The organism is Polynucleobacter sp. MWH-Berg-3C6, from assembly GCF_018881855.1.
Classification (GTDB): domain Bacteria; phylum Pseudomonadota; class Gammaproteobacteria; order Burkholderiales; family Burkholderiaceae; genus Polynucleobacter.
The window spans coordinates 268420-294055 of the sequence record NZ_JACVPN010000001.1 but is presented as its reverse complement, the minus strand read 5'-3'; the positions used below and the strand labels follow the sequence as shown (position 1 = coordinate 294055).

Sequence of the window (25636 nt, the reverse complement as noted above, 5' to 3'; positions counted from 1 at the left end):
TCAGCCCCCGGTCACCGGTGGGAAAAAAGCAACCTCAGCATTTTCTTGTAAGGGTGTGCTTGCATCAACCATGACCTGATTCAGAGCGCAGCGCAATACTTTGCTCTGCGCCAATACTTCAGCCCAAGGATTGCCGCGCTCAACTAGGTGAGCCCTGAGATCGGCAATTGTCTTGACGCTATCAGGTACGACGATACTTTCCTGAGAAACGCCAAGGGCTTCTCGCAAAGAGGCAAAGAATCGTAATTCGAGTTTCATAAAGGAATCGTAAACCGATTATTTAAGCAGTGCATCAAAAGGAATGTACTTCACCAGGTCACCAGATTGAATGGGCTGATTTGGCGGGCAATCCACCAATCCATCACCCCAAGAGGCGCTAGTGAGTACCCCGGAGCTTTGGTTGGGAAATAAATCTAAGCCACCATTGCTATTGAGCTTAACCCGCAAGAATTCATTACGACGATCGGCTTTTAACCAATCAAAATCCGCACGCATTGTGTAAGGCTGCGGTGGAGTGCTGTTTCGTCCCTGTAACTTCAAAATAAATGGGCGCACAAATAACAAGAAAGTTACAAAACTGGAGACCGGGTTGCCTGGCAACCCAATAAACCAAGCTTCACCATCTTTTGGCTCATCTGATTTACGAACTGCGCCAAATGCCAAAGGCTTTCCAGGTTTAATGGCAATCTGCCACAGATCTAATCGACCTTCAGCAGTAACCGCAGGTTTGATGTGATCTTCCTCGCCAACTGATACACCACCAGACGTAATAATCAAATCATGATCTTTGCTTGCTTTACGCAATGCGGCTTTCGTTGCATCTAAACGATCAGGAACAATTCCTAAATCCGTTGCATCACACCCCAATGATTTAAGGCAAGCTAGTAAGGTATCGCGATTAGAGTTGTAAATTCCGCCCGGCTTAAGTGGTTCACCAGGCAGCGCTAACTCATCACCAGTAAAGAATGCAGCCACCTTCACTCTGCGCCTCACGTTTAGGTGGGTTAAGCCAGCAGATGCAGCAACCCCCAACTCTTGCGGGCGCAAAAAGGTTCCGGCAGTTAAGGCTGTTTTCCCGGTTGTTAAATCTTCGCCTCTACGACGTATCCATTGCCCTACTGTAGGAGCTACATTGACCTGCACTTGATCAGTCGATCCCTCAGGGATGGCGCAATCTTCCTGCATCACTACAGCATCAGCACCAGGAGGAACTGGTGCACCTGTAAAAATTCTAGCAACAGTACCAGGCTGCAACTGTGTTCCAACCGAACCCGCCGGAATGCGTTGGGCAATTTTCAGAATACTTCCGGAAGTTTGCGTATCCGCCGTTCGTACTGCGTAACCATCCATCGAAGTGTTATCAAGTGGCGGTACATCAACTAGGCTGTTGACGTTTTCTGCAAGCACGCGACCTAATGTCGCCTGCATGGCAATGCTTTCAGTCTCGACAACGGGCTTAGCATGAGAAAGTAAATGATCCAAGGCCTGCTGGGCAGTCAACATTGGAGGCTTAGTCATGGCGAATAGCTTCTGTTTTAACTCAGATGCGTTGTGATAAATGTTTTGACCTGATTAACATCAGCATCAATATTTTCTACACGCTGCGGCTTAGATTTGATATCTTTAAATGCAGACGGGCATTCAGCGGGACGGCCCAAGGCTTCTTGAATGGTTTCTTCAAACTTAATTGGCAACGCAGTCTCCAGTACCAACATCGGAATACCAGCTTGCAAATGCTCACGCGCCACTTTGACGCCATCCGCAGTATGAGTATCAATCATGACGCCATAGCGTTTGTCGATATCACGAATAGTCTCGAGGCGGTTGTCATGAGTACTGCGACCTGATTGGAAGCCATACTTGCCGAGCTCTTTAAAGACGGCATCCTTAGAAATATCAAAACCGCCAGTCTCATCTACTTTCCTGAACATGGCAGTAGTGGCTTTGCCATCCTGACCCATGAAGTCAAATACAAAGCGCTCAAAGTTACTTGCCTTAGAGATGTCCATTGATGGACTAGAAGTATGTAATGTCTCGGCAGATTTACGTGCGCGGTATACACCGGTCCGGAAGAACTCATCAAGTACATCGTTTTCATTGGTTGCAACAATCAAATGCTCGATTGGCAAACCCATCATACGAGCGATATGACCAGCACACACATTACCGAAGTTACCCGATGGGACAGTGAATGAAACTTTCTCATTACTCGACTTAGTGGCTAAGAGATAACCCTGGAAGTAATACACCACCTGGGCAACGACCCTACCCCAGTTAATGGAGTTCACGGTACCAATTTGGCTCTTGGCCTTGAAGGCATGATCATTGCTTACTGCCTTAACAATATCCTGGCAATCATCAAACACGCCAGCAACTGCTAAGTTGAAAATATTGGGATCTTGCAAGGAATACATCTGTGCAGATTGGAATGAACTCATCTTGCCGCGTGGAGAAAGCATAAATACTTTTACACCCTCTTTACCGCGCATGGCATATTCAGCGGCACTACCAGTATCACCAGAGGTAGCGCCCAAAATGTTTAACTTCTGACCAGCGCGCTTTAATGCGTACTCAAATAGATTACCCAACAATTGCATAGCCATATCTTTAAAGGCTAAGGTGGGTCCATTTGACAGACTTAAGAGGCCTATGCGTGTGCCATGCTCTTCACCCAACCAATGCAAGGGGGTGATGTCTTTCGCATTATCTTGAGGACGCCCGTTACAGTAAACCTGCTCGGTATAAGTTTTGCGCAAGAGTGCACGTAAATCAGCCTCAGGAATGTCATCGCAATATAGACTCAGGACTTCATATGCAAGATCAGCATAAGATAAACCTCGCCAAGAATCTAACTGTGCAGGAGTAACTTGTGGATACTGCGTTGGCAAATACAGGCCGCCATCTGGCGCCAATCCACCCAGCAGAATTTCCAAGAATGATTGTTGTGGACTATTGCCACGAGTAGATTGGTAACGCATCAGTTTTACTTAAGACAGATTTTCTAAACGGATCTTCACCACTTCGCCATCTACTGTTTTGAGATTTTGAATCTCTTTGATAGCGGCAAGCATGTTCTTCTCTTTAGTCTCATGGGTTAAAGCAACCAAATCGGTTTGGCTTTCACCTTCATCAGCTTCTTTTTGCAAGAGCGCATCAATCGATACACCATGTGCAGCCAAGATCTTGGTGATGTCAGCCAATACACCCGCTTGGTCAGCCACACGCATACGCAAGTAGTAGCTCGTAGTAATCTCGCCGATAGGCAGTACTGGGGTATTTTGAACGGCATCAGGTTGAAAAGCCAAATATGGCACACGATGCTCGGGATCCGCGCTCAGTAAACGAGTGATATCCACCAAGTCAGCAATCACAGCGGATGCAGTTGGTTCGGAGCCAGCGCCCTTACCGTAATACAAGGTAGTGCCTACTGCATCACCAAATACTTGCACAGCATTCATGGCGCCTTCAACGTTCGCAATCAAGCGCTTTGTAGGAATTAAAGTTGGATGTACGCGCAACTCAACACCAGTTGGGGTTTTCTTAGCAATGCCCAATAACTTGATGCGGTAGCCCAATTGCTCTGCATAACGAATATCGATTGCAGCTAATTTAGTAATGCCTTCAATGTGAGCCTTATCAAATTGCATTGGAATACCAAAAGCAATCGCACTCATGATGGTTGCTTTATGAGCAGCATCAACACCTTCAATATCAAATGTCGGATCTGCTTCAGCGTAACCAAGACGTTGAGCTTCCTTGAGAACCGTCGCAAAGTCCAAGCCTTTATCGCGCATCTCAGAGAGAATGAAATTGGTTGTACCGTTAATAATGCCGGCGATCCATTCAATCCGATTCGCTGTTAAGCCTTCACGCAAGGCTTTAATAATGGGGATACCGCCAGCAACCGCAGCTTCAAATGCAACCATCACGCCTTTAGCGTGAGCTGCTTTAAAAATCTCGTTACCATGCACTGCGATCAGGGCTTTGTTAGCCGTAACCACATGCTTACCTGCGGCAATAGCCTCTAGAACTAAGTCTTTGGCGATGCCGTAGCCGCCAATAAGTTCAACGACGATGTCAATCTCAGGATTATTGATCACAGCGCGGGCGTCATTGACGATCTGCGCACGATCTTTCACGATTTCTTTGGCGCGCTCTACATTGAGATCAGCAACTGTATTGATGCGAATGCTGCGACCAGCACGGCGGGTGATTTCATCTTGGTTACGCTCGAGAACGGTGAATACTCCACCACCAACGGTGCCAATACCTAATAGACCTACTTGAATCGGTTTCATGATGCCTTTACTGCAGTTGAAGAAGCCTTATGGCCATGCTTATTACGATAACGCTCTAGAAAACGGGCAAGGCGACCAATCGCCTCAGTCAGCACATCTTCATGAGGTAAGAACACTACGCGGAAGTGATCAGGCTTGCCCCAATTAAAACCAGAGCCCTGCACTAACAATACTTTTTCTTCTTTGAGAAGATCAGCAACAAACTGCTGGTCATCTTTAATTGGATAAACCTCAGGATCTAACTTTGGAAATAAATACAAAGCAGATTTTGGTTTAACGCAAGTCACCCCAGGAATATCAGTGATGAGTTTCCATGCAAGATCGCGCTGCTTTGCCAAGCGACCACCTTCACCTACCAAGTCGTCAATACTTTGGTAACCACCTAGCGCTGTTTGAATCGCGTACTGACCCGGCACGTTTGCGCACAAGCGCATCGAAGCCAACATATTGAGGCCCTCGATATAGTCACGTACCATTTCTTTATCGCCTGAAACCACCATCCAGCCTGCGCGGTAGCCGCAGGAACGGTAGTTCTTAGATAGGCCATTAAAGGTAATGGTGACTACATCAGTAGACAAGGATGCAAGCGAAATATGTTTCTCTGCGTCATACAACATCTTGTCGTAGATCTCATCAGCAAACAAAATCAAACCATGCTCACGAGCGATTTTCACCATCTCTAGCAATACTTCTTTGGAATAAATTGCGCCGGTTGGATTGTTTGGATTAATCACCACAATCGCTTTGGTACGCGGCGTAATTTTTTTGCGCAGATCATTTAAGTCTGGCGCCCAATCTTTTGACTCATCACATAAGTAGTGAACTGGAGTACCGCTAGACAAACTCACTGCAGCAGTCCACAGCGGATAGTCAGGGGCAGGAACCAAGACTTCATCACCATCGTTCAATAATGCATTCATTGAAAGTACGATGAGTTCAGAAACACCATTACCGGTATAAACATCATCTAGCGCTACACCTTGAATGCCCTTTTCTTGGCAATACTGCATGATGGCTTTGCGAGCAGCGAAGATACCTTTGGAGTCAGAATAGGCAGAGGCATTACTCAAATTACGAATCATGTCCAACTGAATTTCTTCGGGAGGATCAAAACCGAAAACCCCTACGTTTCCGATGTTTAATTTGATGATTTTGTGGCCCTCTTCCTCCATGCGCTGAGCGAGCTCAAGCACCGGCCCACGAATGTCGTAACAGACGTTGTCGAGTTTTTTGGACTTTAAGATGGGTTTCACAATAAATTAAAGGGTAAGTTCTTGAAATCTTGGAAAAAACAGCTAGCTATAATCCACATTATTATGACAGAGAGTCCACTTGAAGCTTCAATCTGACCCCCATTCTGGAGCCAATACGATCACCGGCTATGGAGATGGCTATGTCGAGATCAACCAGACCCCATATGCCCATGCTGTCTTATTGAGCTCTGACGGGGCAATTTCTGAGTGGCCAGTCCAGTCATTTGAAGGCCTAGATGCATCCCATTTCGCCCAAATGGTTGATCTCAAGCCTGAATTAATTCTGATTGGAACGGGCAATAAACAGCGCTTTCCTAAGCCAGAACTCCTCAAATCTCTGATTTTGGCCAAAATTGGCTTTGAAATCATGGATTCACAGGCCGCCTGCCGAACCTACAACATTTTGGTGGGTGAAGGACGTCAAGTTCTGCTGGCCTTAATCGTGGAGCCAAGCTAATGCAGTTTGGACAAATTCGACAGTCTTCTGCCCTACATCCCGGCAAAATTTTATTACTTCTCATTATTTATGCCTTGCTATGGTTTGGCACACTTAACTATCGCCACCTGATTCCATCCGACGAGGGGCGTTATGCAGAAATAGCAAGGGAGATGTTGGTCACTGGCGATTGGGTAACGCCGCGCTATAACGGCTATAAGTATTTTGAAAAACCACCGCTCCAAGCTTGGGCAACTGCAGCAGCATTTCAACTATTTGGTATCGGCGATTGGCAAGCGCGTTTGTGGACTGCACTTACTGGCTTTCTAACGATATTACTCATCGGCTTTACCGGAGCCCGCATCTACAGTGCTAGAGCAGGATGGTTGGCTGCTGTTGTTCTCGCATCAAGTCCGATGTGGGTTATTAGTGGCCACTTTAATTCCCTTGACATGGGGCTCTCCTCTTTTTTAGTAGCAGCGCTCTGCAGCTTATTGTTAGCGCAAAATGCAAGCAATAAATCTAGTTGTCGAAATTGGATGTGGACATGCTGGATCTTTATGGCACTAGCAACACTTTCCAAGGGAGTGATTGGTGCTGCCATTCCTGCAATGGTCTTTGTTGTATATTCCATTAGCACTTGGGATTGGAAAATCTGGACGCGTTTACGCTTGTTCAGCGGTACGATTTTGTTTCTAGTGATTACGGCTCCATGGTTCGTCTTGGTGGCGCAGCGCAATCCTGAATTCTTAGAGTTCTTCTTTATTCATGAGCACCTCCAACGCTTTACTCAGGATGCTCATAGCAGAACAGGCCCCATTTACTACTTCGTACCATTGCTATTGATCGGCATACTGCCTTGGGTGCTGCAAATCCCAGGCTCGATTGTGCAAGCATGGAGTGAACGTCGGCGCGACTTCTCAAGCGGTTGGTTATTGGTATGTTGGTTTGCTGTGATCTTCGCCTTTTTTAGTGTTTCACGCTCTAAGCTACCGGGCTACATCATTCCTATTTTTCCAGCTCTCGCATTATTAATTGGTAATCGTCTAGATAAATTGCTGGCACACACTAACTCCATGGAGCTCCCTTGGAGGTTGCAAACGATCGGCTTTGCAATCTTGGGCTGCATTGGATTTTTCTTTTTGACTGATATCGGCAAAGAAGCAAGGCCAGATGAGATTGAGGCATATGCTCAATATACCTACTGGGTCATTGCTGCTTTAATTGCGCTCATTATGTTTAGCGCATTTGCAGCATGGCAAAGTAAACGAAATGGTATTCAAAGTATTGTGAGTTTTGCTTGTGGATTTTTTCTGTGCGCCATCATCGCTGGAACAGGCCATGAAACATTAGGTCGCGCGGTTTCCGGTATTGATCTTGCCAATCGAGTAAAAGCATCCATTCCAGAAAACGTAAATTTCTATTCTGTTCGCCTCCTAGATCACACTATGCCCTTTTATCTTGGTAGAACGATGATCATGGTTGAGTCTCCAGATGAGCTTGAGTTTGGCGTCAATCGGGAGCCTGAGCTGTGGATGCCGACTCTAGATGCCTTTATTACTCGCTGGAAAGAGGATCCAACTGCCTACGCCTTAATGGTTCCTGAGCAGTATGTTGCGCTCCAAGAGTTAAATCTGCCCATGCAAGAAGTAGATCGTGATTCCCGCAGAGTGATTGTGAAACATCCTGATACAACGAATGTGACGCGGTAAGATAGAAGCACATGTCTGACTTTATTCCCTTCACCCGCCCCAGCTTTAATCAAGAAACAATTGATGCTGTTTCAGAAGTATTGCGCTCTGGTTGGGTAACCTCAGGACCCAAGTTAGCAGAGTTTGAAGCAAGCTTAAGTGAATACTTTGGCGGCCGTACTGTGCGCTGCTTTGCAAACGGCACAGCAACAATGAAAATTGCATTACAAGTTGCTGGTATTGGTGCAGGCGATGAAGTCATTACCACGCCGATTTCTTGGGTAGCTACCTCTAATGTCATCTTAGGGGTTGGTGCAAAGCCTGTCTTTGTTGATATTGATCCCATTACACGCAATATTGATCTCAAGAAAGTTGCGGCGGCAATCACTCCTAAAACACGAGGGATCATGCCCGTGTATTTAGCTGGCTTACCAGTTGATATGGATCAACTCTACTCGCTAGCGAAGCAGCACAATCTGCGCGTTATTGAAGATGCTGCTCAAGCCTTTGGCTCCCAATGGAAAGGGAAGAGGATTGGTAGCTTTGGTGACTTGGTGAGCTTTAGCTTCCAAGCCAATAAGAATCTCACCACTGTAGAAGGTGGCTGTCTAGTTCTGAATAACGCCGATGAAGCTAAGCTTGCTGAAAAATTTCGTCTGCAAGGCTTAACTCGTCAAGGCATGGATGGTATGGACGTTGATGTACTTGGTGGGAAAGATAATTTGACTGATGTAAATGCGGTGATTGGAATTCAGCAATTAAAGCAATTACCTGCCTATCAAACACGTCGTGCAGCGCTTGCTCGCCAATATTTTGATTTTATTCGTGCAGAGTTGAAATCAGCTGGATTAGAAAATCTCAAATTAGAGTTGCCTGTTGAAAACTTCACTGACAGCAATTGGCATATGTTTCAGGTGGTATTACCACTGGAGCAATTGAATTGTGATCGCGCCCAAGTAATGACTGAACTAAAAGATTTGGGAATTGGTACGGGAGTGCACTACCCCGCGATTACTGGATTTACCCTTTATAAAAATCAAGGCTACAAAACAAGTGACACGCCAATAGCAGAACGTATTGGCCGCTCTATTCTTACCCTGCCACTTTTTCCAGGCATGGCGGACGAAGATATTGGTCGCATAGCCAGTGGATTGCTTGGAATCCTCAAGAAACACTGCAAAAACTAGCCTAATTAGGCCAAGCCCGAAGAATCAGGCAAAATTGCAGCATGACTGCACATTTAGTTGCCAACCCAAAGCTCAGTATTGTTATTCCCGTTTATAACGAGGAAGACGGCCTTCAAGCCTTGTTTGATCGCCTTTACCCGTCCTTGGACGGCCTAGCTGCCAAGCGCAATATTTCCTATGAAGTCGTTTTTGTAAACGACGGCAGTAAAGATCGCTCAGCAGGAATCTTGGCCAAGCAAGTTGAACTTCGCCCTGATGTTACCCGCGCCGTTTTGTTCCACAGTAATTTTGGTCAACACATGGCCATCATGGCGGGTTTTGAATACGCTAAAGGTGAATACATCATCACTTTAGATGCAGATTTACAAAACCCCCCTGAAGAAATAGATGCTTTAGCTGAGCAGTTATTAAAAGGTCATGATTACGTTGGTACCATTCGCGCAGATCGCCGTGATAGCTTCTTCAGAAAATTTGCTTCACGCGCTATGAATGGCTTACGTGAAAACATTACCCGCATCACAATGACGGACCAAGGCTGCATGTTGCGTGGCTATAGTCGTCGTATCGTCGATTTAGTTCGTCAGTGCGATGAAAACAATACCTTTATTCCGGCGCTTGCTTATACCTTTGCAGCTAACCCGATTGAAATTACTGTCAAACACGAGGAGCGTTTTGCTGGTGAATCTAAATATAGTCTCTATCAACTCATTCGCTTGAACTTTGATCTGGTGACTGGCTTCTCCATCATGCCTTTGCAGATCTTCTCCATTCTGGGTATGTTGTTATCGCTTGCTGCCGGCAGCCTGTTTGCCTATCTCCTAGTCCGTCGGTTTGTGCTTGGCGCTGAGGTTGAGGGAGTCTTTACCCTCTTCGCGCTAACCTTCTTCCTGATTGGCGTCATGCTCTTTGGTCTTGGCCTCCTGGGCGAATATATTGGCCGAATCTATCAACAAATTCGCAATCGCCCACGTTATGTTGTGCAAACTGTTTTAGAGAAAAAATAATTGCACGCAGTCGTCTTCGCTTATCACGATGTTGGTCTCAATTGCCTCAACGCTTTATTAACTGCAGGCATCCAAGTTGATCTGGTGGTTACCCATCAAGATAACCCCAATGAGAATGTTTGGTTTGGTAGCGTTGCCAAGCTCTGCCAAGAGAAAAGTATTCCTTACATCACGCCTAGTGCAACTGAATTGGTTGAATTAGCTGCAAAACTACAAGCACTATCGCCAGACTACATTTTTTCTTTTTACTATCGCTACATGATTCCTGCGCAGATTCTGGCTTGTGCCAAGATTGCTGCCTTAAACATGCATGGATCGCTACTGCCTAAATATCGTGGTCGCGCTCCAGTGAACTGGGCAATCTTGCATGGAGAAACACAAACCGGCGCAACTTTGCACATCATGGAAGCTAAACCGGATGCCGGCGATATCGTTGGTCAATCTGCAGTGAGTATTGGGCCGGATGAAACCGCTACTGATGTATTTAGCAAGGTGAGTCAGGCGGCAGTAGCAGTCATCAATGCGGCCCTACCTAGTTTGATGAAGGGTAATGTACCCCGCAAACCCAATGAACTCCAAAAAGGCAGCTATTTTGGCGGTAGAAAACCTGCGGATGGGCAAATTCATTGGAACCAGAAGGCAATTCAGGTGCATAACCTAGTGAGGGCTGTCGCACCCCCTTATCCAGGGGCCTTTACAGACTACCAAGGGCAAACAATGACGGTAGCGCGAACCAGCCTCAAAGGGCCTTTCCCAGCCAATCTGGATCTTGGTGCCCAAGGCATCCAAGTGGTTGATAATCGGGTATTCGGTATTTGCGGTGACCGCCAGGCAGTTGAAGTCTTGGAATGGTTCCCAGCCAACAAATAAATAGCAACATACATTAGATTAAAACGAGGCAGTAGAGATGAAAAAAGTACTCATTCTTGGTGTTAATGGCTTTATTGGTCACCATCTTTCCAAGCGTATTCTGGAGACAACCGATTGGGATGTCTATGGCATGGATATGCAAAATGATCGCCTAGGTGATTTAGTTAAGCATCCACGCATGCACTTTTTTGAGGGTGATATCACTATCAACAAAGAATGGGTTGAGTATCACATTCGTAAATGCGACGTCATCCTGCCTTTAGTTGCCATCGCAACTCCTGCAACTTATGTTCAGCAACCATTGAAAGTTTTCGAGCTCGACTTCGAAGCCAATCTTCCAATCGTTCGCTCTGCTGTTAAATACAAAAAGCATTTGGTGTTTCCATCAACCTCTGAGGTTTATGGCATGTGCGAGGACAGCGAATTTGATCCCGCTAAATCTAATATGGTCTATGGTCCAATCAATAAACCACGTTGGATCTATGCCTGTTCTAAACAGTTAATGGACCGCGTGATCTGGGGTTACGGCATGGAAGGTTTGCGTTTTACCCTCTTCCGCCCATTTAACTGGATTGGCCCTGGTTTAGACAGCATCTACACACCAAAAGAAGGTTCATCCCGCGTAGTAACTCAGTTCTTGGGGCACATTGTTCGCGGTGAGCCAATCAACTTAGTGGATGGTGGCGCCCAGAAGCGTGCCTTCACTTATATAGATGATGGTATCGATGCATTGATGCGCATCATCGACAACAAAGATGGTGTTGCAAATGGCAAGATCTATAACATTGGCAACCCAAAGAATAATCACTCTGTTCGCGAATTAGCCAATCAAATGCTCGAGATTGCACGCAGTATTCCTGAATATGCGAAGACTGCAAACGCTGTGAAGATTGTGGAAACCACTTCAGGCGCGTATTACGGCGAAGGCTATCAGGACGTTCAAAACCGCGTACCTGCCATTGACAACACAATGAGTGAGCTGGGTTGGAAGCCAACTACTACGATGGGCGATGCTCTCAAGAATATTTTTGAAGCCTACCGCCAGGATGTAGAAAAAGCCCGCTCTTTAGTTGATAAAGAATAAGTAATCATCTCAAGGGTTCATGGCTAAGATTGCTCTCAAGGTAGACGTTGATACCTTACGCGGTACTAAAGAAGGCGTACCCAATTTAGCCCGCACCCTCGAACGTTTTGGCCTCAAGGCTACCTTCTTATTTAGTCTTGGTCCCGACCATACGGGCTGGGCTCTCAAGCGCGTCTTTCGCCCAGGCTTTCTGAAAAAAGTGAGTCGCACCTCAGTTGTAGAGCATTACGGTATCAAGACCCTGCTCTACGGAGTTCTCATTCCTGGTCCAGATATTGGTAAGAAAGCAGCCGCAGAAATGCGTGCGATTGATCAAGCTGGTCATGAAACTGGCATTCATACGTGGGACCATGTTGCTTGGCAAGATGCAGTACGCACTCAAGATGCCCAATGGACTAAAGCAATGATGCAAAAAAGCTGGAATCGCTTTCTAGAAATTTTTGGTCATCCACCAGTAACTTATGGCGCTGCTGGTTGGCAAATGAACGCAGCAGCATTTGAACAGCTTGATCAATGGGGCATTACTTACTCCTCAGATGGCAGAGCTGAACCGAATCTAGTGCCTTATCGATTAGCCTTGCCATCGGGTAAAGCGAAGCACGTCCAATATCCAACTACACTGCCAACTTTTGATGAACTGATTGGCATTGACGGCGCAGATGAATTTGGTGCAGTGAAAAAGCTCCTAGCAATCACTCAAAGCAACCCAAATGACCAAGTCTTCACTCTGCATGCTGAACTTGAGGGTCAGAAGCTATTGCCAGCATTTGAACAGCTATTAGCTGGATGGCTAAATCAAGGCCACGACCTCGTTACTATGGGTGAGCTACACCAATCTTGGAAGGCCACCAATCAACTCGATAAAATAGCCGTACTGCCACTGACTTGGGGCGAGATACCTAATCGCAGTGGTGAATTGATTATTCAGAATCACGCAGCAAATTAATAAAACCTAGAGACAATAACAAAGGATCATCATGACAGTAGCTATCGGTCAATCTATGCCTCAGTGCGCTATTCCTGCAACATCGGGACTGACCTTTTCTCCAGCTTCAGCCAAGGGTAAAAAGTTAGTTCTTTACTTTTATCCAAAAGATATGACTCCTGGCTGCACAGCAGAGTCTGGTGAATTCAGAGACAACATTGATGCATTCACAAAAGCCAATACGCTGGTGGTAGGGGTTTCCCGAGATAGCCTCAAGTCTCATGACAACTTCCGCAGCAAATTACAACTTCCTTTTGAACTTGTTGCCGACACTGAAGAGAAGCTCTGCCAGATCTTTGGGGTCATGAAAATGAAGAATATGTATGGCAAACAAGTCCGTGGCGTTGAGCGCAGCACTTTCCTATTTGACTCCTCTGGCAAGCTCGTTAAAGAGTGGCGCGGCCTCAAAGTCCCAGGTCATGTAACAGAAGTATTACAGGCGGCCCAAGCCACTAAATAATTTTTACAAGAATTTGTTCTGAGGTGCTTGCAAACCCCAAAATTTGGGGTAAAGTAAAGTCATATGCACCGTAAACGACGGGAAAGTCTGACAATCCGTTTGAATCAGAAACCTGAATATTTCAGAACAGGTTCGGGGAGTAACCCCCTCCGTTTTTTAGACCTCAATACAACTAGTTTCGTAATAAACCGTCAACGCACTCCGCTTGGCGGTTTTTTCTTTTAGGAGAGTCCATGCCACTGCCACCCATCCCAACTCAAATTGCTGATCAAGTAAAACTCAGTCGCAAAGATGCTCCGGATTTAAAGAAACGTCCTGCACCAGCAAAACCAGTAGTGATGGAAACCTCAGATTGGGCCAATGATGCAGAAGAGGATTTATCTGCAGCAGAGGTAGCTCTTGAAAAAATTAAGGCAGATCGCGCATCGGTTCGCAATGACAGTAAGGCAGCAAGTCCAGCCAAACCAAAGCGTGTAATCCGTACCGGGCCTCCAAGCCTTTTCGTATTGGATACAAACGTGCTTATGCATGATCCTAGTTCTTTGTTCCGCTTTTCAGAGCATGACCTTTTCTTGCCAATGACCACGCTTGAAGAGCTGGATAATCATAAAAAGGGAATGACTGAAGTAGCTCGTAACGCTCGTACTGTCAGTCGCTCCTTGGATCAATTGGTTGCAGGCACCAGCGGAACCCTAGATGAAGGCATTCCACTAAACAAGCTTGGCAATCAAGATGTTTCAGGTCGCCTCTTTTTCCAAACAAAACTATCTACCCAAGCATTGCCAGAAGGACTTCCTGAGGGCAAGGGCGATAACATGATTTTGGCGGTTGTTAGTGAGTTACAAAAGACTCGCAGTGGCCAAGAAGTGGTTCTGGTATCTAAAGATATCAATATGCGCATCAAAGCGCGTGCACTGGGCTTACCTGCTGAGGATTACTTCAACGACCAGGTATTAGAAGACCGTGACTTGATGTACTCCGGAGTGATGGCTTTATCAGCTGACTTCTGGCCAAAACATGGCAAGGATATGGAAAGCTGGTCAGACTCTAAGTCTGGCACGATGTTCTATAGAGTCACTGGGCCTGCAGTACCTAGCATGCTAGTCAATCAATTTGTTTATCAAGAAAATCCTGACGGCTCAACACCCTTCTATGCACATGTGCGAGAAATCAATGGCAAGACTGCCCTCTTGCAAACTCTGCGGGATTTCTCACACCAGAAAAATAATGTATGGAGCGTTACAGCACGTAACCGTGAGCAAAACTTTGCCATGAACTTGCTGATGAACCCAGATGTAGACTTTGTCACGCTACTAGGCCAAGCCGGTACTGGTAAGACCCTCTTGGCTTTGGCAGCAGGCCTTGAGCAAGTGCTTGATAGCAAACGCTATAACGAGATCATCATTACTCGCGCCACCGTTCCGGTTGGTGAAGACATCGGCTTCCTACCAGGAACCGAAGAAGAGAAGATGCAGCCATGGATGGGTGCGTTTGATGACAACCTCGAAGTTCTGCAACGCAACGATGATGCTGGTGAATGGGGTCGTGCAGCAACCCAGGAACTCATTCGTTCACGCATTAAGGTAAAGAGCATGAACTTTATGCGCGGTAGAACTTTTGTGAGCAAGTTCGTGATCATTGATGAGGCGCAAAACTTAACACCAAAGCAAATGAAAACCCTGGTAACCCGTGCGGGCCCAGGAACCAAAATTGTTTGCCTTGGCAATATTGCGCAGATTGATACGCCTTACCTCACTGAAGGCTCATCCGGTCTGACTTATGTTGTGGATCGCTTTAAAGGTTGGCGTCATGGTGGCCACGTTACCCTGGCGCGCGGCGAGCGCTCACGTCTTGCGGATCATGCTGCTGACGCACTCTAAGCAATCCCTCTCATGCCGCACTCTAATTGGGTGCGGCATTTTTATTTGCGCCCTAGCAATCAGTGGGTGCAGCACCCTTGGCACTAAATCAAGTACTTCTAAAGTAGCGCAATTTAAGCAAGACACGAGCGTAGGCACAGAAGATATTTCTATTGCGGCGGTTGGTTTGGTAGATGTACCCTATCGCTATGGCGGCAACACCCCTAAGGGTGGGTTTGATTGCAGTGGGCTCATTGTGTATGTCTATAACAAAGCTGCTGGCATTAAGTTACCGCGGACTATTCAGCTAATGAGCACTAAAGGTCAAAGCATTGAGGGTCAGCCGCCCGCACCGGGAGACTTGGTGTTCTTTAATACCACTGGGGAAAAATATTCACACGCTGGAATCTACGTAGGCCAAGGAAGATTTGTTCATGCCCCCAGCGCAGGTGGAACCGTACGTCTTGACTACATTACCTCGCCCTATTGGGCTGCCAAATTTACTGAGGCGAGACGCTATCAATAAACATTCACCTTGGGGTACATAGCATTTGCCCTAGATTCACAAGAAGGAAAGATTTAATTACAGTAGATCCAGAGAAGTATTTTTAATGAAATTTTTAATAGAAGGGGTTCACATGAAAAGAATCATTCTTGCTCTAGGCCTTGCCTTCACACTAGCAGCGCCAGCATTTGCGCTATCTCAAGCCGAATGTGAAACAAAAGCTGTCAGCAAAGACGGTAAGCCTATTTATGGTGCTGCCAAAGAGGCTTCTATAAAGAAATGTATGAGTGAAGCAGCTCCTGATTCTGGCTGTGCTGCTAAGGCGCTCAGTAAAGATGGCAAACCTTTATATGGTGCAGCTAAAGATTCATTTATGAAGAAATGTGAAGCAGATGCAAAGAAGTAGTTGTCTTTGACTCAAATAAAAAGCCTCGCGATGCGAGGCTTTTTATTTATCTTTAGTAGCCAGCTGATTAACTACTTCAGTTTTTTCCTAGAACGGCTCGTAACCGCCAGAAGAATATCCGATTGAGCCCATCGCCAAGTTATCAAACTTGGTATACGGGCCTTGCCAACTTAATCTGACTGTGCCAATTGGACCATTACGCTGCTTGCCGATAATGATCTCAGCCATACCCTTGTCAGTTGTCGTATCCGGGTGATATACCTCATCACGATAGATAAACATAATCAAGTCGGCATCTTGCTCAATCGCGCCTGACTCACGCAGGTCAGACATGATTGGTCGCTTATTTGGACGTTGCTCTAAGCCACGATTGAGCTGAGAAAGCGCTACTACTGGACACTGCAATTCTTTTGCAAGTGACTTGAGGGAGCGAGAGATTTCAGAAATCTCCGTTGCGCGGTTTTCTGAACCAGAGCCACTCATCAACTGCAAGTAGTCAATCACCACCAAACCAAGAGTGCCGCCAAAGTTTCTGGCGATACGGCGTGCGCGTGCACGCAACTCTAGGCTTGATAAAGAACCAGTCTCATCAATCAAAATTTGGGTATTACTTAAACGGGCAATAGCATCAGTAACACGTGGCCACTCATCATCTTGCAGCTTACCAGTACGCATCCGACCTTGGTCAACGCGCCCTACTGAACCCAAAAGACGTGATGCTAATTGCTCACCTGACATCTCCATGGAGAACACCACGACCGGCAATCCTTCTGCAAGTGCAACGTTCTCTGCAATATTCAATGCAAAAGCAGTCTTGCCCATTGAGGGACGACCAGCAACAATAACTAAGTCACCTTTTTGCAAGCCACTCGTTTGTTTATCAAGGTCAATGAAGCCTGTGGCAATACCAGTGATGTCACTGCCACCTTGGCGGTTGTAAAGCTCATCAATACGAGCAACAACTGAGCGCAAGAGCGGTTCGATCTCGAGGTAATCTGCTTTGCGACTACCCTCTTCACCAATTTGCAAAATACGAGACTCTGCTTCATCCAACAGTGTTCTTACAGAACGTCCTTCTGGAACAAAAGCGGAGTTAACAATATTGTCGGAAACTTCAATCAAGCGACGCAAAATACTGCGGTCACGAACAATATCGGCATAGCCTTTGATATTCGCGGCACTAGGAGTATTTTGGGCTAATGAATTGAGGTAATCAACGCTCACTAAATCACCACCCTGTTCAGATTTAATTGCATCATGAACAGTAATGACGTCAGCAGGATGATTATCGCCAACCAAACGTGCAACGACCTTATAGATCAAGGCATGTTCAGGGCGATAGAAATCTTTATCAGTTAACACGCCACCAAGGCGATCCCAGGCGGTGTTATCGATCAGTAGACCACCAAGCAATGATTGCTCGGCTTCTACAGAATGCGGCGGGACTTTTAAAGCCTGCACGACTGCATCCCCAGAACCCATCATGCCGGGATTCAGCGTAACGGAACGTGAACGGGATTCAGCCATGAGGCTAGTTTACAGATTTAAAACTTAAGCTTGCTCGCCAACCACACGAATGGTGATATCACTCACTACGTCGGTATGAACAGCAACCGCTACAGGGTGATCACCAACCATTTTCAACGGGCCAGTAGGCATACGAATCGAAGCTTTCTCAATCGTAAAACCTTTGGCTTTAAGAGCATCAGCAATATCGTGATTGGTTACAGAACCAAACAAACGACCGTCAACACCTGCTTTTTGACCGATTTCAAGAACCAAGTCTTTAAGCTTTGTGCCAACCACTTGCGCAGCAGCCAATTTCTCAGCAGCCAATTTTTCTAGCTCAGCACGACGAATTGCAAAGTCAGCAATAGCTGCTTCAGTCGCACGACGGGCTTTACGTTGTGGGATTAGGAAGTTACGAGCGAAACCGTCTTTAACGCGTACTACGTCGCCGAGGTTGCCCAAGTTTGTTACTTTTTCTAAAAGAATGATTTGCATTGAGGGCTCCCAATTATTTCTTATGTTGATCGGAGAATGGCAATAAAGCCAAGAAACGAGCACGCTTGATAGCAGTGTCTAACTGACGCTGATATTTTGCTTTTGTGCCTGTCAAACGAGCAGGAGTGATCTTGGCATTCTCGCCAATGAAGTCCTTCAATGTATCTACATCTTTGTAGTCGATTTGCTCAACGCCACCAACTGTGAAACGGCAATAACGCTTACGCTTGAACAATGGGTTCTGAGCTGGTTTCTTTTTGAAATCGGGTTTCTTTCCAAACGCCATGATGATTTCCTCTTTAATTTTTCAATTGAATATGGTTAATGTGGAAAACCAGTCTTTGATTACGTAGAGTCTTCGGTGCTAAGAACCCTTCAAATACTGCCTCAGTTCCTAAGTCCATTTGCTCTAGATCCTTTTGTATTGGACCGATTGCTATGGCTTCAACGCTCATCTGAATTTTCCTTGCCACTCCTACCTCGTTTGCCTGGCCGCTATGTTCTAGCTGACAATGCATCACCGGTATTCCTGCTGGTGTAAATCGAATCGCGTCTTTAGATACCAAGATCGCAGTGAGGGTGAAATGATTCAACGCCGCTCCGCTTCTCTGATACGTTTTCTAGTCTGTGTATTCCTCTTCAAATTTCTAACTTATTCCGCAGCTACAGGAGCTTCGGTTTGGGCTGATTTGCGCGCTTCTTCACGTTGCACTTCTTTCATCATGATGGAAGGCTCTGTTTCAGCTTTCTTAGTCTTGATGATGAGGTGACGCAAAACAGCATCGTTAAATTTGAACGCATGCTCGAGCTCTTCCAGAGTTTTCTGGTCGCACTCAATGTTCATGCAAACGTAGTGGGCTTTAGCAAGTTTGTCGATCATGTAAGCCATCTGACGACGGCCCCAATCTTCCATGCGATGGATTTTGCCGCCCGCAGCTGCTAATGTAGCTTTGTAGCGATCGATCATCGCAGGCACTTGCTCGCTTTGGTCCGGGTGGACGATAAAGACGATTTCATAATGACGCATCTAACACTCCTTAAGGATAAAGTCACCTGGGCGTCTTGCTAACTTTCGATGGTTTTTAAAGTTAGCGCCAGTGTGACAAGGTAGTAACAAATTGTAGGTACTGCTACAACACTTTTAAAGCCGCTTTTCAGCGCTTACCTAAATTCAGGCAAGACCGCCATTCTAGCAAAAAAATCCTGCCAAGTCAGGGATTTATCTGCTTTTGCGGCATTTAATGCTAACTGCAGAGCAATACGCGCCCGAGGAGCAGAAAGACTGCCAGCAGCCAAAACACCTCCAGAATCACCCCCAAGCGCTCCAGCACCAGTTCGGGATGTTTTCACTAGTGCTATTCCCTTATCAGCAGCTTGTTTTAAGGAGCTGCCCCAGGCCTGATGAAGCCCTCCCAAGCCAGTCCCAGCCAATACCAAGCCTTTCACACCTGAATTTGTCAGAAGCTCTAGAAGCTGAGATCTCGCGCCAGCATGGCTAGTCACAATCTCCACCCACGGCCATTGGCCTTCAGGAATGGGCACATCCTCACCTGATGCGGCTTCAACCGCCCTTATGCGGGATAGCCAAGAAGGGTTAATGAGACCCAAAGGACTACAAGGAGAATCCATTAAAGGGGCATTAAGAGCTGAGGTATGGCGCTTTGCCAAGTCTCGCGCCAGGCAAGCCTTGCCCGCAAATACGGCAAATATCCCACCTGGGCAATTTTCTGGAGCGGTTGCGGCCCATTTGAGGGCATCAAGCAGATTTAAAGGGCCATCGGCCTGGGGTGCATTTGCTGGCAGCATGGCGCCCGTCACAACTACTCTTTTGCCTAATTTTTCAGCAAGCTTGCCGCAGGTGGCGGACAAGAAGAATCCGGCCTCTTCAACAGTGTCCGTGCCATGGGTGATGACAATCCCTTGAACGTTTGGATCACGCAGAGAAGTCATAACGGTATTGCCTAGAAGGGTTAGTAGATCTTCACTTAAATCACGACTATCGATGTTTGCCAGCTGTTGAGCAACTAGCTTTAAGTCCCCTGGAATAGCCTCTTGAATCTTCGCTAAAAGGGTCTCAATACCCAATTCCCCCGCCTGATAGGACTTTGGGTCGCCCTCTGGATTTGGGGCTAAACCTGCAATGGTGCCGCCCATTCCCAAAACCAAGATATGGGGTGATTTTTCCAGCGGATTTAGTTTGGAGCTCATCCCTCCATTATCCCCCGAGCAAAAGTGCTTGAATTATCAAATAGTGCTGTATACAATCCCAGTATGGACATAAATACAGTCGATTTTCCAGAGGAGCTGACTGCCCTCCCCAAACTCACTTCACGCCAGAATGAGATTTTGGAATTAATCACCAAGGCCATCGATGAGAGTGGCTCACCACCCACTCGTGCAGAGATCGCCGCTCAACTTGGTTTTGCATCTGCTAATGCCGCTGAAGAGCACCTTCGTGCATTAGCGAAAAAAGGTTACATCGAACTAACGCCTGGTACATCTCGCGGTATTCGTATTCCACAGCGTTTTAATCAAACGCATCACACCAATAAATATCGTCAGATGTCATTACCATCGGGCGCATTACAACAACTCACTCTTCCACTCATCGGACGTGTTGCTGCTGGCTCACCAATCATGGCTGTAGAGCATATTGAAAAACAAGTTCCTATTGATCCAAGCTTGTTTAGTAAAGGTGCAGACTACTTATTGAAAGTGGTTGGCATGAGTATGCGTGATGCTGGAATTTTAGATGGCGACTATTTGGCCGTCAGAAAAACTACTGAAGTTCGCAATGGCGATATTGTGGTTGCACGCCTTGATGATGAGGTTACCGTGAAGCGTTGGCAACAAAAGAAAACTGCTAATGGTATGGTGATTGAATTACAAGCCGAGAATCCTGAGTTCAAGAACATTCTGGTAGACGGACGCCAACCCAACTTTGCTATTGAAGGTCAAGCTGTTGGCCTGATTCGGGCGGGAGGTTTGTAAGCTAGCGCCCTTAAAGCAAAAGGCCTCCAGTGGAGGCCTTTTTTATTTTTTCATAATGCTTTTCTAAATTACTTACGGCTTGGTGCAACTACGTTTGCATTCTTTGGCGAGGAGGTAATAGTAATAATCGTTTTTGGCCCAGTCAATGAGCCCTCATTTAATTCAACTGTAGCCGTACGATCGCCCTTCGTAAAAACCAAAATACTCGTTTTGGATTTTACAGCACTGACAGTCGTCCATCCTGCTCGTGGGTACTCAGACTGAAAGAAAGCATAAATATCTGTTGGAGTTTGGACACCAGACAACACTACCCGGCCGACCCAGTTATCACCGCGACCAATGATTAAGGAATCTGCACCAATAATTTTTGAGGCAGCTGGTAATGGCATGTCACCTAGCAGCTGAGTCTGAATCTCCTGAACTTCATTTGCAGTCCCAGTAGGAGAGTCTCCAGAGCTAGCACATGCGCCCAATAAAGCAGAGAAGAACAATGCAAGTGTTCCGACTTTAAGGGTATGAATATTGATCATTTTTCGCTTTATGTAGTTAATGAGTTTTGCTTACATTACTTGAAAGTATTTTAGGGGATGCCCCTATTTCGTCAAGCGAAATTACTGGAGGCGCGTGAGGGAATCGAACCCCCGTACGAAGCTTTGCAGGCTCCTGCCTAACCACTCGGCCAACGCGCCAGATGCTTTAATCAAAAATGGGAAGCTTTTGAGGGCTTCCCATCGAACTTGGAGCGGGAAAGGAGGTTCGAACTCCCGACCTATACCTTGGCAAGGTATCGCTCTACCAGCTGAGCTATTCCCGCATAACAGGGCGACAGTTTAACAAACAATCGAAGAGAAAGCATTATTCCCCCTCAAAGCTAAAAATGACCCAAATGAAATCACCCTCAAAACCCTATCTAGCTGGGCTTTTTCAGATTTAATCGATTTTGCCCACCAATTGCGGCAAAGCCTTTTGCATGTAATAGAACATTGACCAAAGCGTTAAAAATGAAGCCACCCAAATCAGCCAAGTACCGATTCTGGCGCAGTCTAGCCAACCAAATAAAGTGTCGTTGAGTAGCAAAAATGGAATTGCGACTAACTGTGCAGTTGTTTTTAATTTCCCAACCATATGCACCGCCACACTTTTGCCGGCACCCAATAAAGCCATCCACTCGCGCAAAGCAGAGATCGTAATTTCACGGCCAATGATGATGAGGGCAACCCATACTTGAACGCGATCCATATTCAACAAGACCAATAATGCGGCTGCCACAATCAGTTTATCTGCCACCGGATCTAGGAATTGCCCAAAGGCAGACTCTTGATGCATTCGTCTCGCCAAAAATCCGTCTAACCAATCTGTCAGCGCAGCAAATACAAAGATGACAGTTGCAATGACATTCTTCTCAAATGGAGTTAACCAGGTGCCAGGTAGATAAAAGATTGCTACCAGCAGTGGAATTGCTGCAACACGCAACCAGGTCAGGGCAATAGGAAGATTAAACGGCATACATCAAGCATAAACCAAGTGAGTGACTAGCTTACTAATGCAGTTGACGATAAATTTGCTCAGCAAGAGTGAGTGATACCCCTTCTACGCTAGCGATCTCTTCAATGCTGGCATTAGCCACGCCTTTGAGGCCGCCAAACCGAGCTAAAAGCTTTTGACGTCTTTTGGCTCCAATACCTTCGATTTCTTCTAAACGGGATACTGTTCTTGCCTTGGCTCGTTTAGCACGCATACCTGTGATTGCGAAACGATGAGCCTCATCCCGAATCTGGGCAACTAACAATAAAGCAGCGCTATCAATGCCAAGCTCTAAGGCTGGTCGTCCATCAGCAAAGATGAGTGTTTCCAAGCCAACCTTACGACCCTCGCCTTTGGCTACACCAACAATCAATCCCACATCCATGCCAAATTCAGTAAGAACTTGTCTTGCCATCTCGACCTGACCCTTGCCGCCATCAATCAAAATAACTTGAGGAATTTTGTCTACCGGAAGCTCTTGAAAATTTGCATAACGTCTTTGCAGTACTTGACGCATAGCAGCGTAGTCATCACCCGGTGTAATGTCACTGATATTGAAGCGGCGATATTCACTGGATTGCATCGCGTTCTTGGTATACACCACGCAGGATGCTTGAGTAGCTTCACCAGAGGTGTGGCTAATATCAAAACACTCAATGCGCAGTTGCTCAAGACTTTCTAAATCGAGCGCCAAAATATCTGCTAAAGCACGAGCTCTTGCCAATTGGCCACCAGTCTCTACTAAGCGTTTCGTTAAGGCAATCTTGGCATTGCCTTCAGCCATCGCCAGCCAATGACGACGCTGACCTTGCGGCTGATGCAAGAAGGTAATTTTTCTTCCGGCTTGCGCATTTAATAGCTCATGTAAGTCTTCCGGCGGGGCATCACTTAGCTTAGAGACATCATCGCTAGTCGATTGCAAGGCATGGTTTAGAACCAATACTGGCGGAATTAAATTCGTTGTTACGCCAGTCGCTGACTCATCAACTCCCTCTTCTAAATAATGTTGCGCAATAAAAGCTTCCAGAATTTCCGGGGGTGCTGGCAACTCACCAGAGGTGGTCCGCAAACCCTTAGGGAAGTAAGCCCTATCGCCGAGGTGGCGTCCGCCACGGATCATGGCCAAATTCACACAAACCATTCCTTCCATTTGCGCGACAGCAATCACATCTACATCACCCTCACCTTCGGCAACAGTATCCATAGACTGTTGCTGCAAAACACTTGAAAGATCCGCAATGCGATCACGTAATACTGCCGCCATTTCAAATTCCATGGCTTCGCTATGGGCATGCATTTCTTTTTCGAGCTCTGATAGCACGCGACTATGATCGCCCTCTAGAAAGCGCGTTGCCTGAGCTACATCTTGACCATATTGCTCTACGCTGAGTCTGCCAACGCAGGGAGCACTACAACGATGAATTTGATGAAGTAAACAGGGGCGACTACGATTCTTAAATACAGAGTCTTCACAAGTTCTCAGACGAAATACTTTTTGCAAAATCTGTACGCTATTGCGTACCGCCCAAGAATTCGGAAATGGCCCAAAATAATGATTACGCTTATCTACTTTGCCACGGTACGATGCCAATCTTGGGAACTGATGGCCCGTCAACATCACATAGGGATAAGACTTATCATCTCTAAATAAAATATTGAATGGCGGAGCCAACTCTTTGATGAGATTGTTCTCTAGAATGAGGGCTTCAGTTTCAGACCGTGTTACTGTTGTTTCATAGCGGGCAATTTTGCCCACCATGAGTGCTATGCGTGGTGAAAGTTGTTTGTTTTGAAAATAACTAGAGACGCGTTTTTTGAGGTCGCGTGCTTTGCCAACATACAGAATATGCCCCGCTTCATCAAAGAAGCGATATACCCCCGGCAATCCGGGTAGCCGTTTAACGTCTTGCTGAAGGTTTTCAAAAGAAGAATTAGTCATGCGTTGGGATATTTTCTGCCAAATCGTAGATAACTATGGTGATGCTGGTGTTTGCTGGCGTCTAGCCCGAAGCTTATCAAGTCTTCATGACCAACAAGTCCGTATTTTCTGCGATGACTTACCAACCCTTAATTTACTCGCTTCTGGCAGTGATGAAGCGCTAGGGCACAAAATTGATATTCAACCCTGGGAGGCTAGCTACAGTAATGCCCGACACCCAGTTGAAGCGCCAGATGTCGTGATTGAGGCCTTTGGCTGTGATTTACCAGAGCGCTATCTGGCTGGACTGTTTATTGCGGCCATCAAGCCCATCATCATCAATTTAGAGTATCTCAGTGCTGAACCCTGGGTCACAGAATTTCATGCAAAAGCATCACCACAATCTCACGGCATTCCTAAGTATTTTTTCTTCCCAGGATTTCAGGATGATGTTGGTGGCTTGCTATTGGATCCGATCCCTTTAGAAGGCAGACAAGTTGCCCATCTCATTCCCAAGAGTCTGAAGTCCATCTGGTTAAAGCTTAGACCCGGAGCAAAACGCATCAGTGTTTTTTGCTACCCTGGAGCCCCCTTGGGCAAATGGCTTGAGGACTTAGCTAGTATTGGCGAGAGTGTCGATGTGCTATTGACGCATGGTCATGCTGAGCTTCTTAATCTCTATGGTGAAAAAACCATAGAGCTACCCTCAAACATACAACTTCTTTCCATGCCGTTTGTGTCGCAAGATGAATATGACTGGGTACTCTCACAATGTGACTTCAATATTGTTCGTGGTGAAGATTCATTCGTTCGCGCTCAACTAGCAGGCAAACCATTTATTTGGCATATCTATCCTCAAGAAGATCGGGCCCATGAAGTTAAATTGGCCGCTTTCTTAGATTTATATCTAGAGAATGCCAGCCAAGAACTCAGATTGGCCACTATTGCTGCTATGACCTGGGCCATGCCCAGCGAATGGCTGAAATCCCTAGAATCCTGGAATGGCCATTCCAAGGCGTGGCGTGCCCACATACTCAAAACACAGGGGGATGGTGGTCTAGCCGCACGCCTAGTGAGCTTTATAGCCTAAGCCCTGCAGTAAAGGCCTGCGGGCGGTTACAATCTTGTTTTTGATAAAACCGCAGAAAAATAGCTCTGCAC

At 46.3% G+C, this 25636-nt stretch carries 27 protein-coding genes and 2 tRNA genes; 13 read left to right on the top strand and 16 right to left on the bottom strand.

The genetic code is table 11. The features are described 5' to 3' along the window. Genes moaD through ICN13_RS01570 form a run of 5 tightly spaced genes read right to left on the bottom strand, consistent with a single transcriptional unit; the run spans position 1 to position 5551 of the window. A complete protein-coding gene (moaD, locus tag ICN13_RS01590) occupies positions 1–258 on the bottom strand; it encodes a molybdopterin converting factor subunit 1 (RefSeq protein WP_216138570.1) in 258 nt (85 codons plus the stop codon). 18 nt (positions 259–276) lie between these two features. After that, positions 277–1503, bottom strand: coding sequence for a gephyrin-like molybdotransferase Glp (gene glp / locus ICN13_RS01585; protein ID WP_216139250.1), 1227 nt, complete (start codon positions 1501–1503; stop codon positions 277–279). Positions 1504–1535: 32 nt separating this feature from the next. Next, a complete protein-coding gene (thrC, locus tag ICN13_RS01580; protein WP_216138568.1) occupies positions 1536–2978 on the bottom strand; it encodes a threonine synthase in 1443 nt (480 codons plus the stop codon). A 9-nt stretch (positions 2979–2987) separates the two neighbouring features. Then, positions 2988–4298 carry a homoserine dehydrogenase gene (locus tag ICN13_RS01575; protein ID WP_216138566.1) on the bottom strand — a complete coding sequence of 437 codons (1311 nt, stop codon included), beginning with the start codon at positions 4296–4298 and terminating at the stop codon, positions 2988–2990. Then, positions 4295–5551 carry an aminotransferase class I/II-fold pyridoxal phosphate-dependent enzyme gene (locus ICN13_RS01570; RefSeq protein WP_216138564.1) on the bottom strand — a complete coding sequence of 419 codons (1257 nt, stop codon included), beginning with the start codon at positions 5549–5551 and terminating at the stop codon, positions 4295–4297. The genes ICN13_RS01575 and ICN13_RS01570 overlap by 4 nt, the downstream gene beginning before the upstream one ends. A gap of 79 nt (positions 5552–5630) precedes the next feature. On the opposite strand from ICN13_RS01570, the gene ICN13_RS01565 reads away from it, so the two are divergent. The 11 genes from ICN13_RS01565 (at position 5631) to ICN13_RS01515 (ending at position 16038) form a co-directional block, all read left to right on the top strand. Then, positions 5631–6008 carry an Mth938-like domain-containing protein gene (locus ICN13_RS01565; RefSeq protein ID WP_216138562.1) on the top strand — a complete coding sequence of 126 codons (378 nt, stop codon included), beginning with the start codon at positions 5631–5633 and terminating at the stop codon, positions 6006–6008. Beyond that, the gene (locus ICN13_RS01560; RefSeq protein WP_216138560.1) at positions 6008–7699 is read left to right on the top strand and encodes a glycosyltransferase family 39 protein; all 1692 of its coding nucleotides are present in this window, start codon (positions 6008–6010) and stop codon (positions 7697–7699) included. The genes ICN13_RS01565 and ICN13_RS01560 overlap by 1 nt, the downstream gene beginning before the upstream one ends. Before the next feature lie 11 nt (positions 7700–7710). Beyond that, positions 7711–8865 carry a DegT/DnrJ/EryC1/StrS aminotransferase family protein gene (locus tag ICN13_RS01555; RefSeq protein WP_216138558.1) on the top strand — a complete coding sequence of 385 codons (1155 nt, stop codon included), beginning with the start codon at positions 7711–7713 and terminating at the stop codon, positions 8863–8865. A 41-nt stretch (positions 8866–8906) separates the two neighbouring features. Further along, positions 8907–9869, top strand: a complete 963-nt coding sequence (locus ICN13_RS01550; protein WP_216138556.1) for a glycosyltransferase — start codon at positions 8907–8909, stop codon at positions 9867–9869. Further along, entirely contained in the window at positions 9870–10739 is an 870-nt protein-coding gene (locus ICN13_RS01545) for a formyltransferase (protein WP_216138553.1), read from the top strand. It abuts the gene before it with no gap. Positions 10740–10776: 37 nt separating this feature from the next. Beyond that, positions 10777–11823 (top strand): bifunctional UDP-4-keto-pentose/UDP-xylose synthase, encoded by a 1047-nt coding sequence (locus tag ICN13_RS01540; RefSeq protein WP_216138545.1) that lies wholly within the window; start codon positions 10777–10779, stop codon positions 11821–11823. 19 nt (positions 11824–11842) lie between these two features. After that, positions 11843–12769, top strand: coding sequence for a polysaccharide deacetylase family protein (locus ICN13_RS01535; RefSeq protein WP_216138542.1), 927 nt, complete (start codon positions 11843–11845; stop codon positions 12767–12769). Positions 12770–12800: 31 nt separating this feature from the next. Further along, the gene (locus ICN13_RS01530; protein WP_216138540.1) at positions 12801–13268 is read left to right on the top strand and encodes a peroxiredoxin; all 468 of its coding nucleotides are present in this window, start codon (positions 12801–12803) and stop codon (positions 13266–13268) included. A gap of 233 nt (positions 13269–13501) precedes the next feature. Continuing rightward, on the top strand, positions 13502–15148 hold the full coding sequence (locus tag ICN13_RS01525; protein WP_216138538.1) for a PhoH family protein: 1647 nt from the start codon (positions 13502–13504) through the stop codon (positions 15146–15148). Next, positions 15129–15653: a C40 family peptidase gene (locus tag ICN13_RS01520; protein ID WP_216138536.1), complete on the top strand. Its 525-nt coding sequence runs from the start codon at positions 15129–15131 to the stop codon at positions 15651–15653. The genes ICN13_RS01525 and ICN13_RS01520 overlap by 20 nt, the downstream gene beginning before the upstream one ends. Before the next feature lie 112 nt (positions 15654–15765). After that, positions 15766–16038, top strand: coding sequence for a homogentisate 1,2-dioxygenase (locus ICN13_RS01515; RefSeq protein ID WP_216138534.1), 273 nt, complete (start codon positions 15766–15768; stop codon positions 16036–16038). A gap of 87 nt (positions 16039–16125) precedes the next feature. Here the strand turns inward: ICN13_RS01515 and dnaB are convergent, their stop codons facing one another. From dnaB to ICN13_RS01485, 6 genes are all read right to left on the bottom strand, one after another. After that, complete coding sequence (dnaB, locus tag ICN13_RS01510; protein WP_370622929.1) at positions 16126–17565, bottom strand: replicative DNA helicase; 1440 nt, start codon at positions 17563–17565, stop codon at positions 16126–16128. Between the two features lie 24 nt (positions 17566–17589). Next, positions 17590–18042, bottom strand: a complete 453-nt coding sequence (gene rplI, locus ICN13_RS01505) for a 50S ribosomal protein L9 (protein WP_216138531.1) — start codon at positions 18040–18042, stop codon at positions 17590–17592. A 13-nt stretch (positions 18043–18055) separates the two neighbouring features. Next, entirely contained in the window at positions 18056–18328 is a 273-nt protein-coding gene (rpsR, locus tag ICN13_RS01500) for a 30S ribosomal protein S18 (RefSeq protein WP_028819198.1), read from the bottom strand. A gap of 13 nt (positions 18329–18341) precedes the next feature. Further along, a complete protein-coding gene (gene priB, locus ICN13_RS01495; protein ID WP_087909119.1) occupies positions 18342–18635 on the bottom strand; it encodes a primosomal replication protein N in 294 nt (97 codons plus the stop codon). A gap of 59 nt (positions 18636–18694) precedes the next feature. After that, positions 18695–19069, bottom strand: coding sequence for a 30S ribosomal protein S6 (gene rpsF / locus ICN13_RS01490; protein WP_087909118.1), 375 nt, complete (start codon positions 19067–19069; stop codon positions 18695–18697). Positions 19070–19203: 134 nt separating this feature from the next. Continuing rightward, positions 19204–20250, bottom strand: a complete 1047-nt coding sequence (locus tag ICN13_RS01485) for an asparaginase (protein ID WP_216138529.1) — start codon at positions 20248–20250, stop codon at positions 19204–19206. A gap of 63 nt (positions 20251–20313) precedes the next feature. Between ICN13_RS01485 and lexA the strand changes: the two genes are divergently transcribed. Beyond that, on the top strand, positions 20314–21033 hold the full coding sequence (gene lexA / locus ICN13_RS01480; protein WP_216138527.1) for a transcriptional repressor LexA: 720 nt from the start codon (positions 20314–20316) through the stop codon (positions 21031–21033). Positions 21034–21101: 68 nt separating this feature from the next. Here lexA and ICN13_RS01475 read toward each other — a convergent pair whose 3' ends face one another. The 5 genes from ICN13_RS01475 to uvrC form a co-directional block, all read right to left on the bottom strand. Further along, on the bottom strand, positions 21102–21563 hold the full coding sequence (locus ICN13_RS01475) for a hypothetical protein (protein WP_216138525.1): 462 nt from the start codon (positions 21561–21563) through the stop codon (positions 21102–21104). 85 nt (positions 21564–21648) lie between these two features. Beyond that, positions 21649–21722 (bottom strand) — tRNA-Cys (locus tag ICN13_RS01470). A gap of 49 nt (positions 21723–21771) precedes the next feature. Then, positions 21772–21847 (bottom strand) — tRNA-Gly (locus ICN13_RS01465). Between the two features lie 116 nt (positions 21848–21963). Continuing rightward, the gene (pgsA, locus tag ICN13_RS01460; RefSeq protein WP_216138523.1) at positions 21964–22539 is read right to left on the bottom strand and encodes a CDP-diacylglycerol--glycerol-3-phosphate 3-phosphatidyltransferase; all 576 of its coding nucleotides are present in this window, start codon (positions 22537–22539) and stop codon (positions 21964–21966) included. A gap of 34 nt (positions 22540–22573) precedes the next feature. Continuing rightward, the gene (gene uvrC / locus ICN13_RS01455) at positions 22574–24496 is read right to left on the bottom strand and encodes an excinuclease ABC subunit UvrC (RefSeq protein WP_216138521.1); all 1923 of its coding nucleotides are present in this window, start codon (positions 24494–24496) and stop codon (positions 22574–22576) included. Between uvrC and earP the strand changes: the two genes are divergently transcribed. Beyond that, positions 24495–25565 (top strand): elongation factor P maturation arginine rhamnosyltransferase EarP, encoded by a 1071-nt coding sequence (gene earP / locus ICN13_RS01450; protein WP_216138519.1) that lies wholly within the window; start codon positions 24495–24497, stop codon positions 25563–25565. The genes uvrC and earP overlap by 2 nt on opposite strands. The last annotated feature ends 71 nt before the right edge of the window (positions 25566–25636 follow it).

What these genes read in the sequence shown, in the direction of transcription:
- ICN13_RS01535 (WP_216138542.1), top strand. Translation starts at nt 11,843, where the DNA reads ATGGCTAAGATTGCTCTCAAGGTAGACGTTGATACCTTACGCGGTACT.
- rpsF (WP_087909118.1), bottom strand. Translation starts at nt 19,069, where the DNA reads ATGCGTCATTATGAAATCGTCTTTATCGTCCACCCGGACCAAAGCGAG.
- ICN13_RS01475 (WP_216138525.1), bottom strand. Translation starts at nt 21,563, where the DNA reads ATGATCAATATTCATACCCTTAAAGTCGGAACACTTGCATTGTTCTTC.
- ICN13_RS01515 (WP_216138534.1), top strand. Translation starts at nt 15,766, where the DNA reads ATGAAAAGAATCATTCTTGCTCTAGGCCTTGCCTTCACACTAGCAGCG.
- glp (WP_216139250.1), bottom strand. Translation starts at nt 1,503, where the DNA reads ATGTTGACTGCCCAGCAGGCCTTGGATCATTTACTTTCTCATGCTAAG.
- ICN13_RS01530 (WP_216138540.1), top strand. Translation starts at nt 12,801, where the DNA reads ATGACAGTAGCTATCGGTCAATCTATGCCTCAGTGCGCTATTCCTGCA.
- moaD (WP_216138570.1), bottom strand. Translation starts at nt 258, where the DNA reads ATGAAACTCGAATTACGATTCTTTGCCTCTTTGCGAGAAGCCCTTGGC.
- lexA (WP_216138527.1), top strand. Translation starts at nt 20,314, where the DNA reads ATGGACATAAATACAGTCGATTTTCCAGAGGAGCTGACTGCCCTCCCC.
- rplI (WP_216138531.1), bottom strand. Translation starts at nt 18,042, where the DNA reads ATGCAAATCATTCTTTTAGAAAAAGTAACAAACTTGGGCAACCTCGGC.
- ICN13_RS01575 (WP_216138566.1), bottom strand. Translation starts at nt 4,298, where the DNA reads ATGAAACCGATTCAAGTAGGTCTATTAGGTATTGGCACCGTTGGTGGT.
- rpsR (WP_028819198.1), bottom strand. Translation starts at nt 18,328, where the DNA reads ATGGCGTTTGGAAAGAAACCCGATTTCAAAAAGAAACCAGCTCAGAAC.
- ICN13_RS01550 (WP_216138556.1), top strand. Translation starts at nt 8,907, where the DNA reads ATGACTGCACATTTAGTTGCCAACCCAAAGCTCAGTATTGTTATTCCC.
- ICN13_RS01560 (WP_216138560.1), top strand. Translation starts at nt 6,008, where the DNA reads ATGCAGTTTGGACAAATTCGACAGTCTTCTGCCCTACATCCCGGCAAA.
- ICN13_RS01540 (WP_216138545.1), top strand. Translation starts at nt 10,777, where the DNA reads ATGAAAAAAGTACTCATTCTTGGTGTTAATGGCTTTATTGGTCACCAT.
- uvrC (WP_216138521.1), bottom strand. Translation starts at nt 24,496, where the DNA reads ATGACTAATTCTTCTTTTGAAAACCTTCAGCAAGACGTTAAACGGCTA.
- pgsA (WP_216138523.1), bottom strand. Translation starts at nt 22,539, where the DNA reads ATGCCGTTTAATCTTCCTATTGCCCTGACCTGGTTGCGTGTTGCAGCA.
- dnaB (WP_370622929.1), bottom strand. Translation starts at nt 17,565, where the DNA reads ATGGCTGAATCCCGTTCACGTTCCGTTACGCTGAATCCCGGCATGATG.
- ICN13_RS01520 (WP_216138536.1), top strand. Translation starts at nt 15,129, where the DNA reads ATGCTGCTGACGCACTCTAAGCAATCCCTCTCATGCCGCACTCTAATT.
- ICN13_RS01525 (WP_216138538.1), top strand. Translation starts at nt 13,502, where the DNA reads ATGCCACTGCCACCCATCCCAACTCAAATTGCTGATCAAGTAAAACTC.
- ICN13_RS01555 (WP_216138558.1), top strand. Translation starts at nt 7,711, where the DNA reads ATGTCTGACTTTATTCCCTTCACCCGCCCCAGCTTTAATCAAGAAACA.
- thrC (WP_216138568.1), bottom strand. Translation starts at nt 2,978, where the DNA reads ATGCGTTACCAATCTACTCGTGGCAATAGTCCACAACAATCATTCTTG.
- earP (WP_216138519.1), top strand. Translation starts at nt 24,495, where the DNA reads ATGCGTTGGGATATTTTCTGCCAAATCGTAGATAACTATGGTGATGCT.
- ICN13_RS01485 (WP_216138529.1), bottom strand. Translation starts at nt 20,250, where the DNA reads ATGAGCTCCAAACTAAATCCGCTGGAAAAATCACCCCATATCTTGGTT.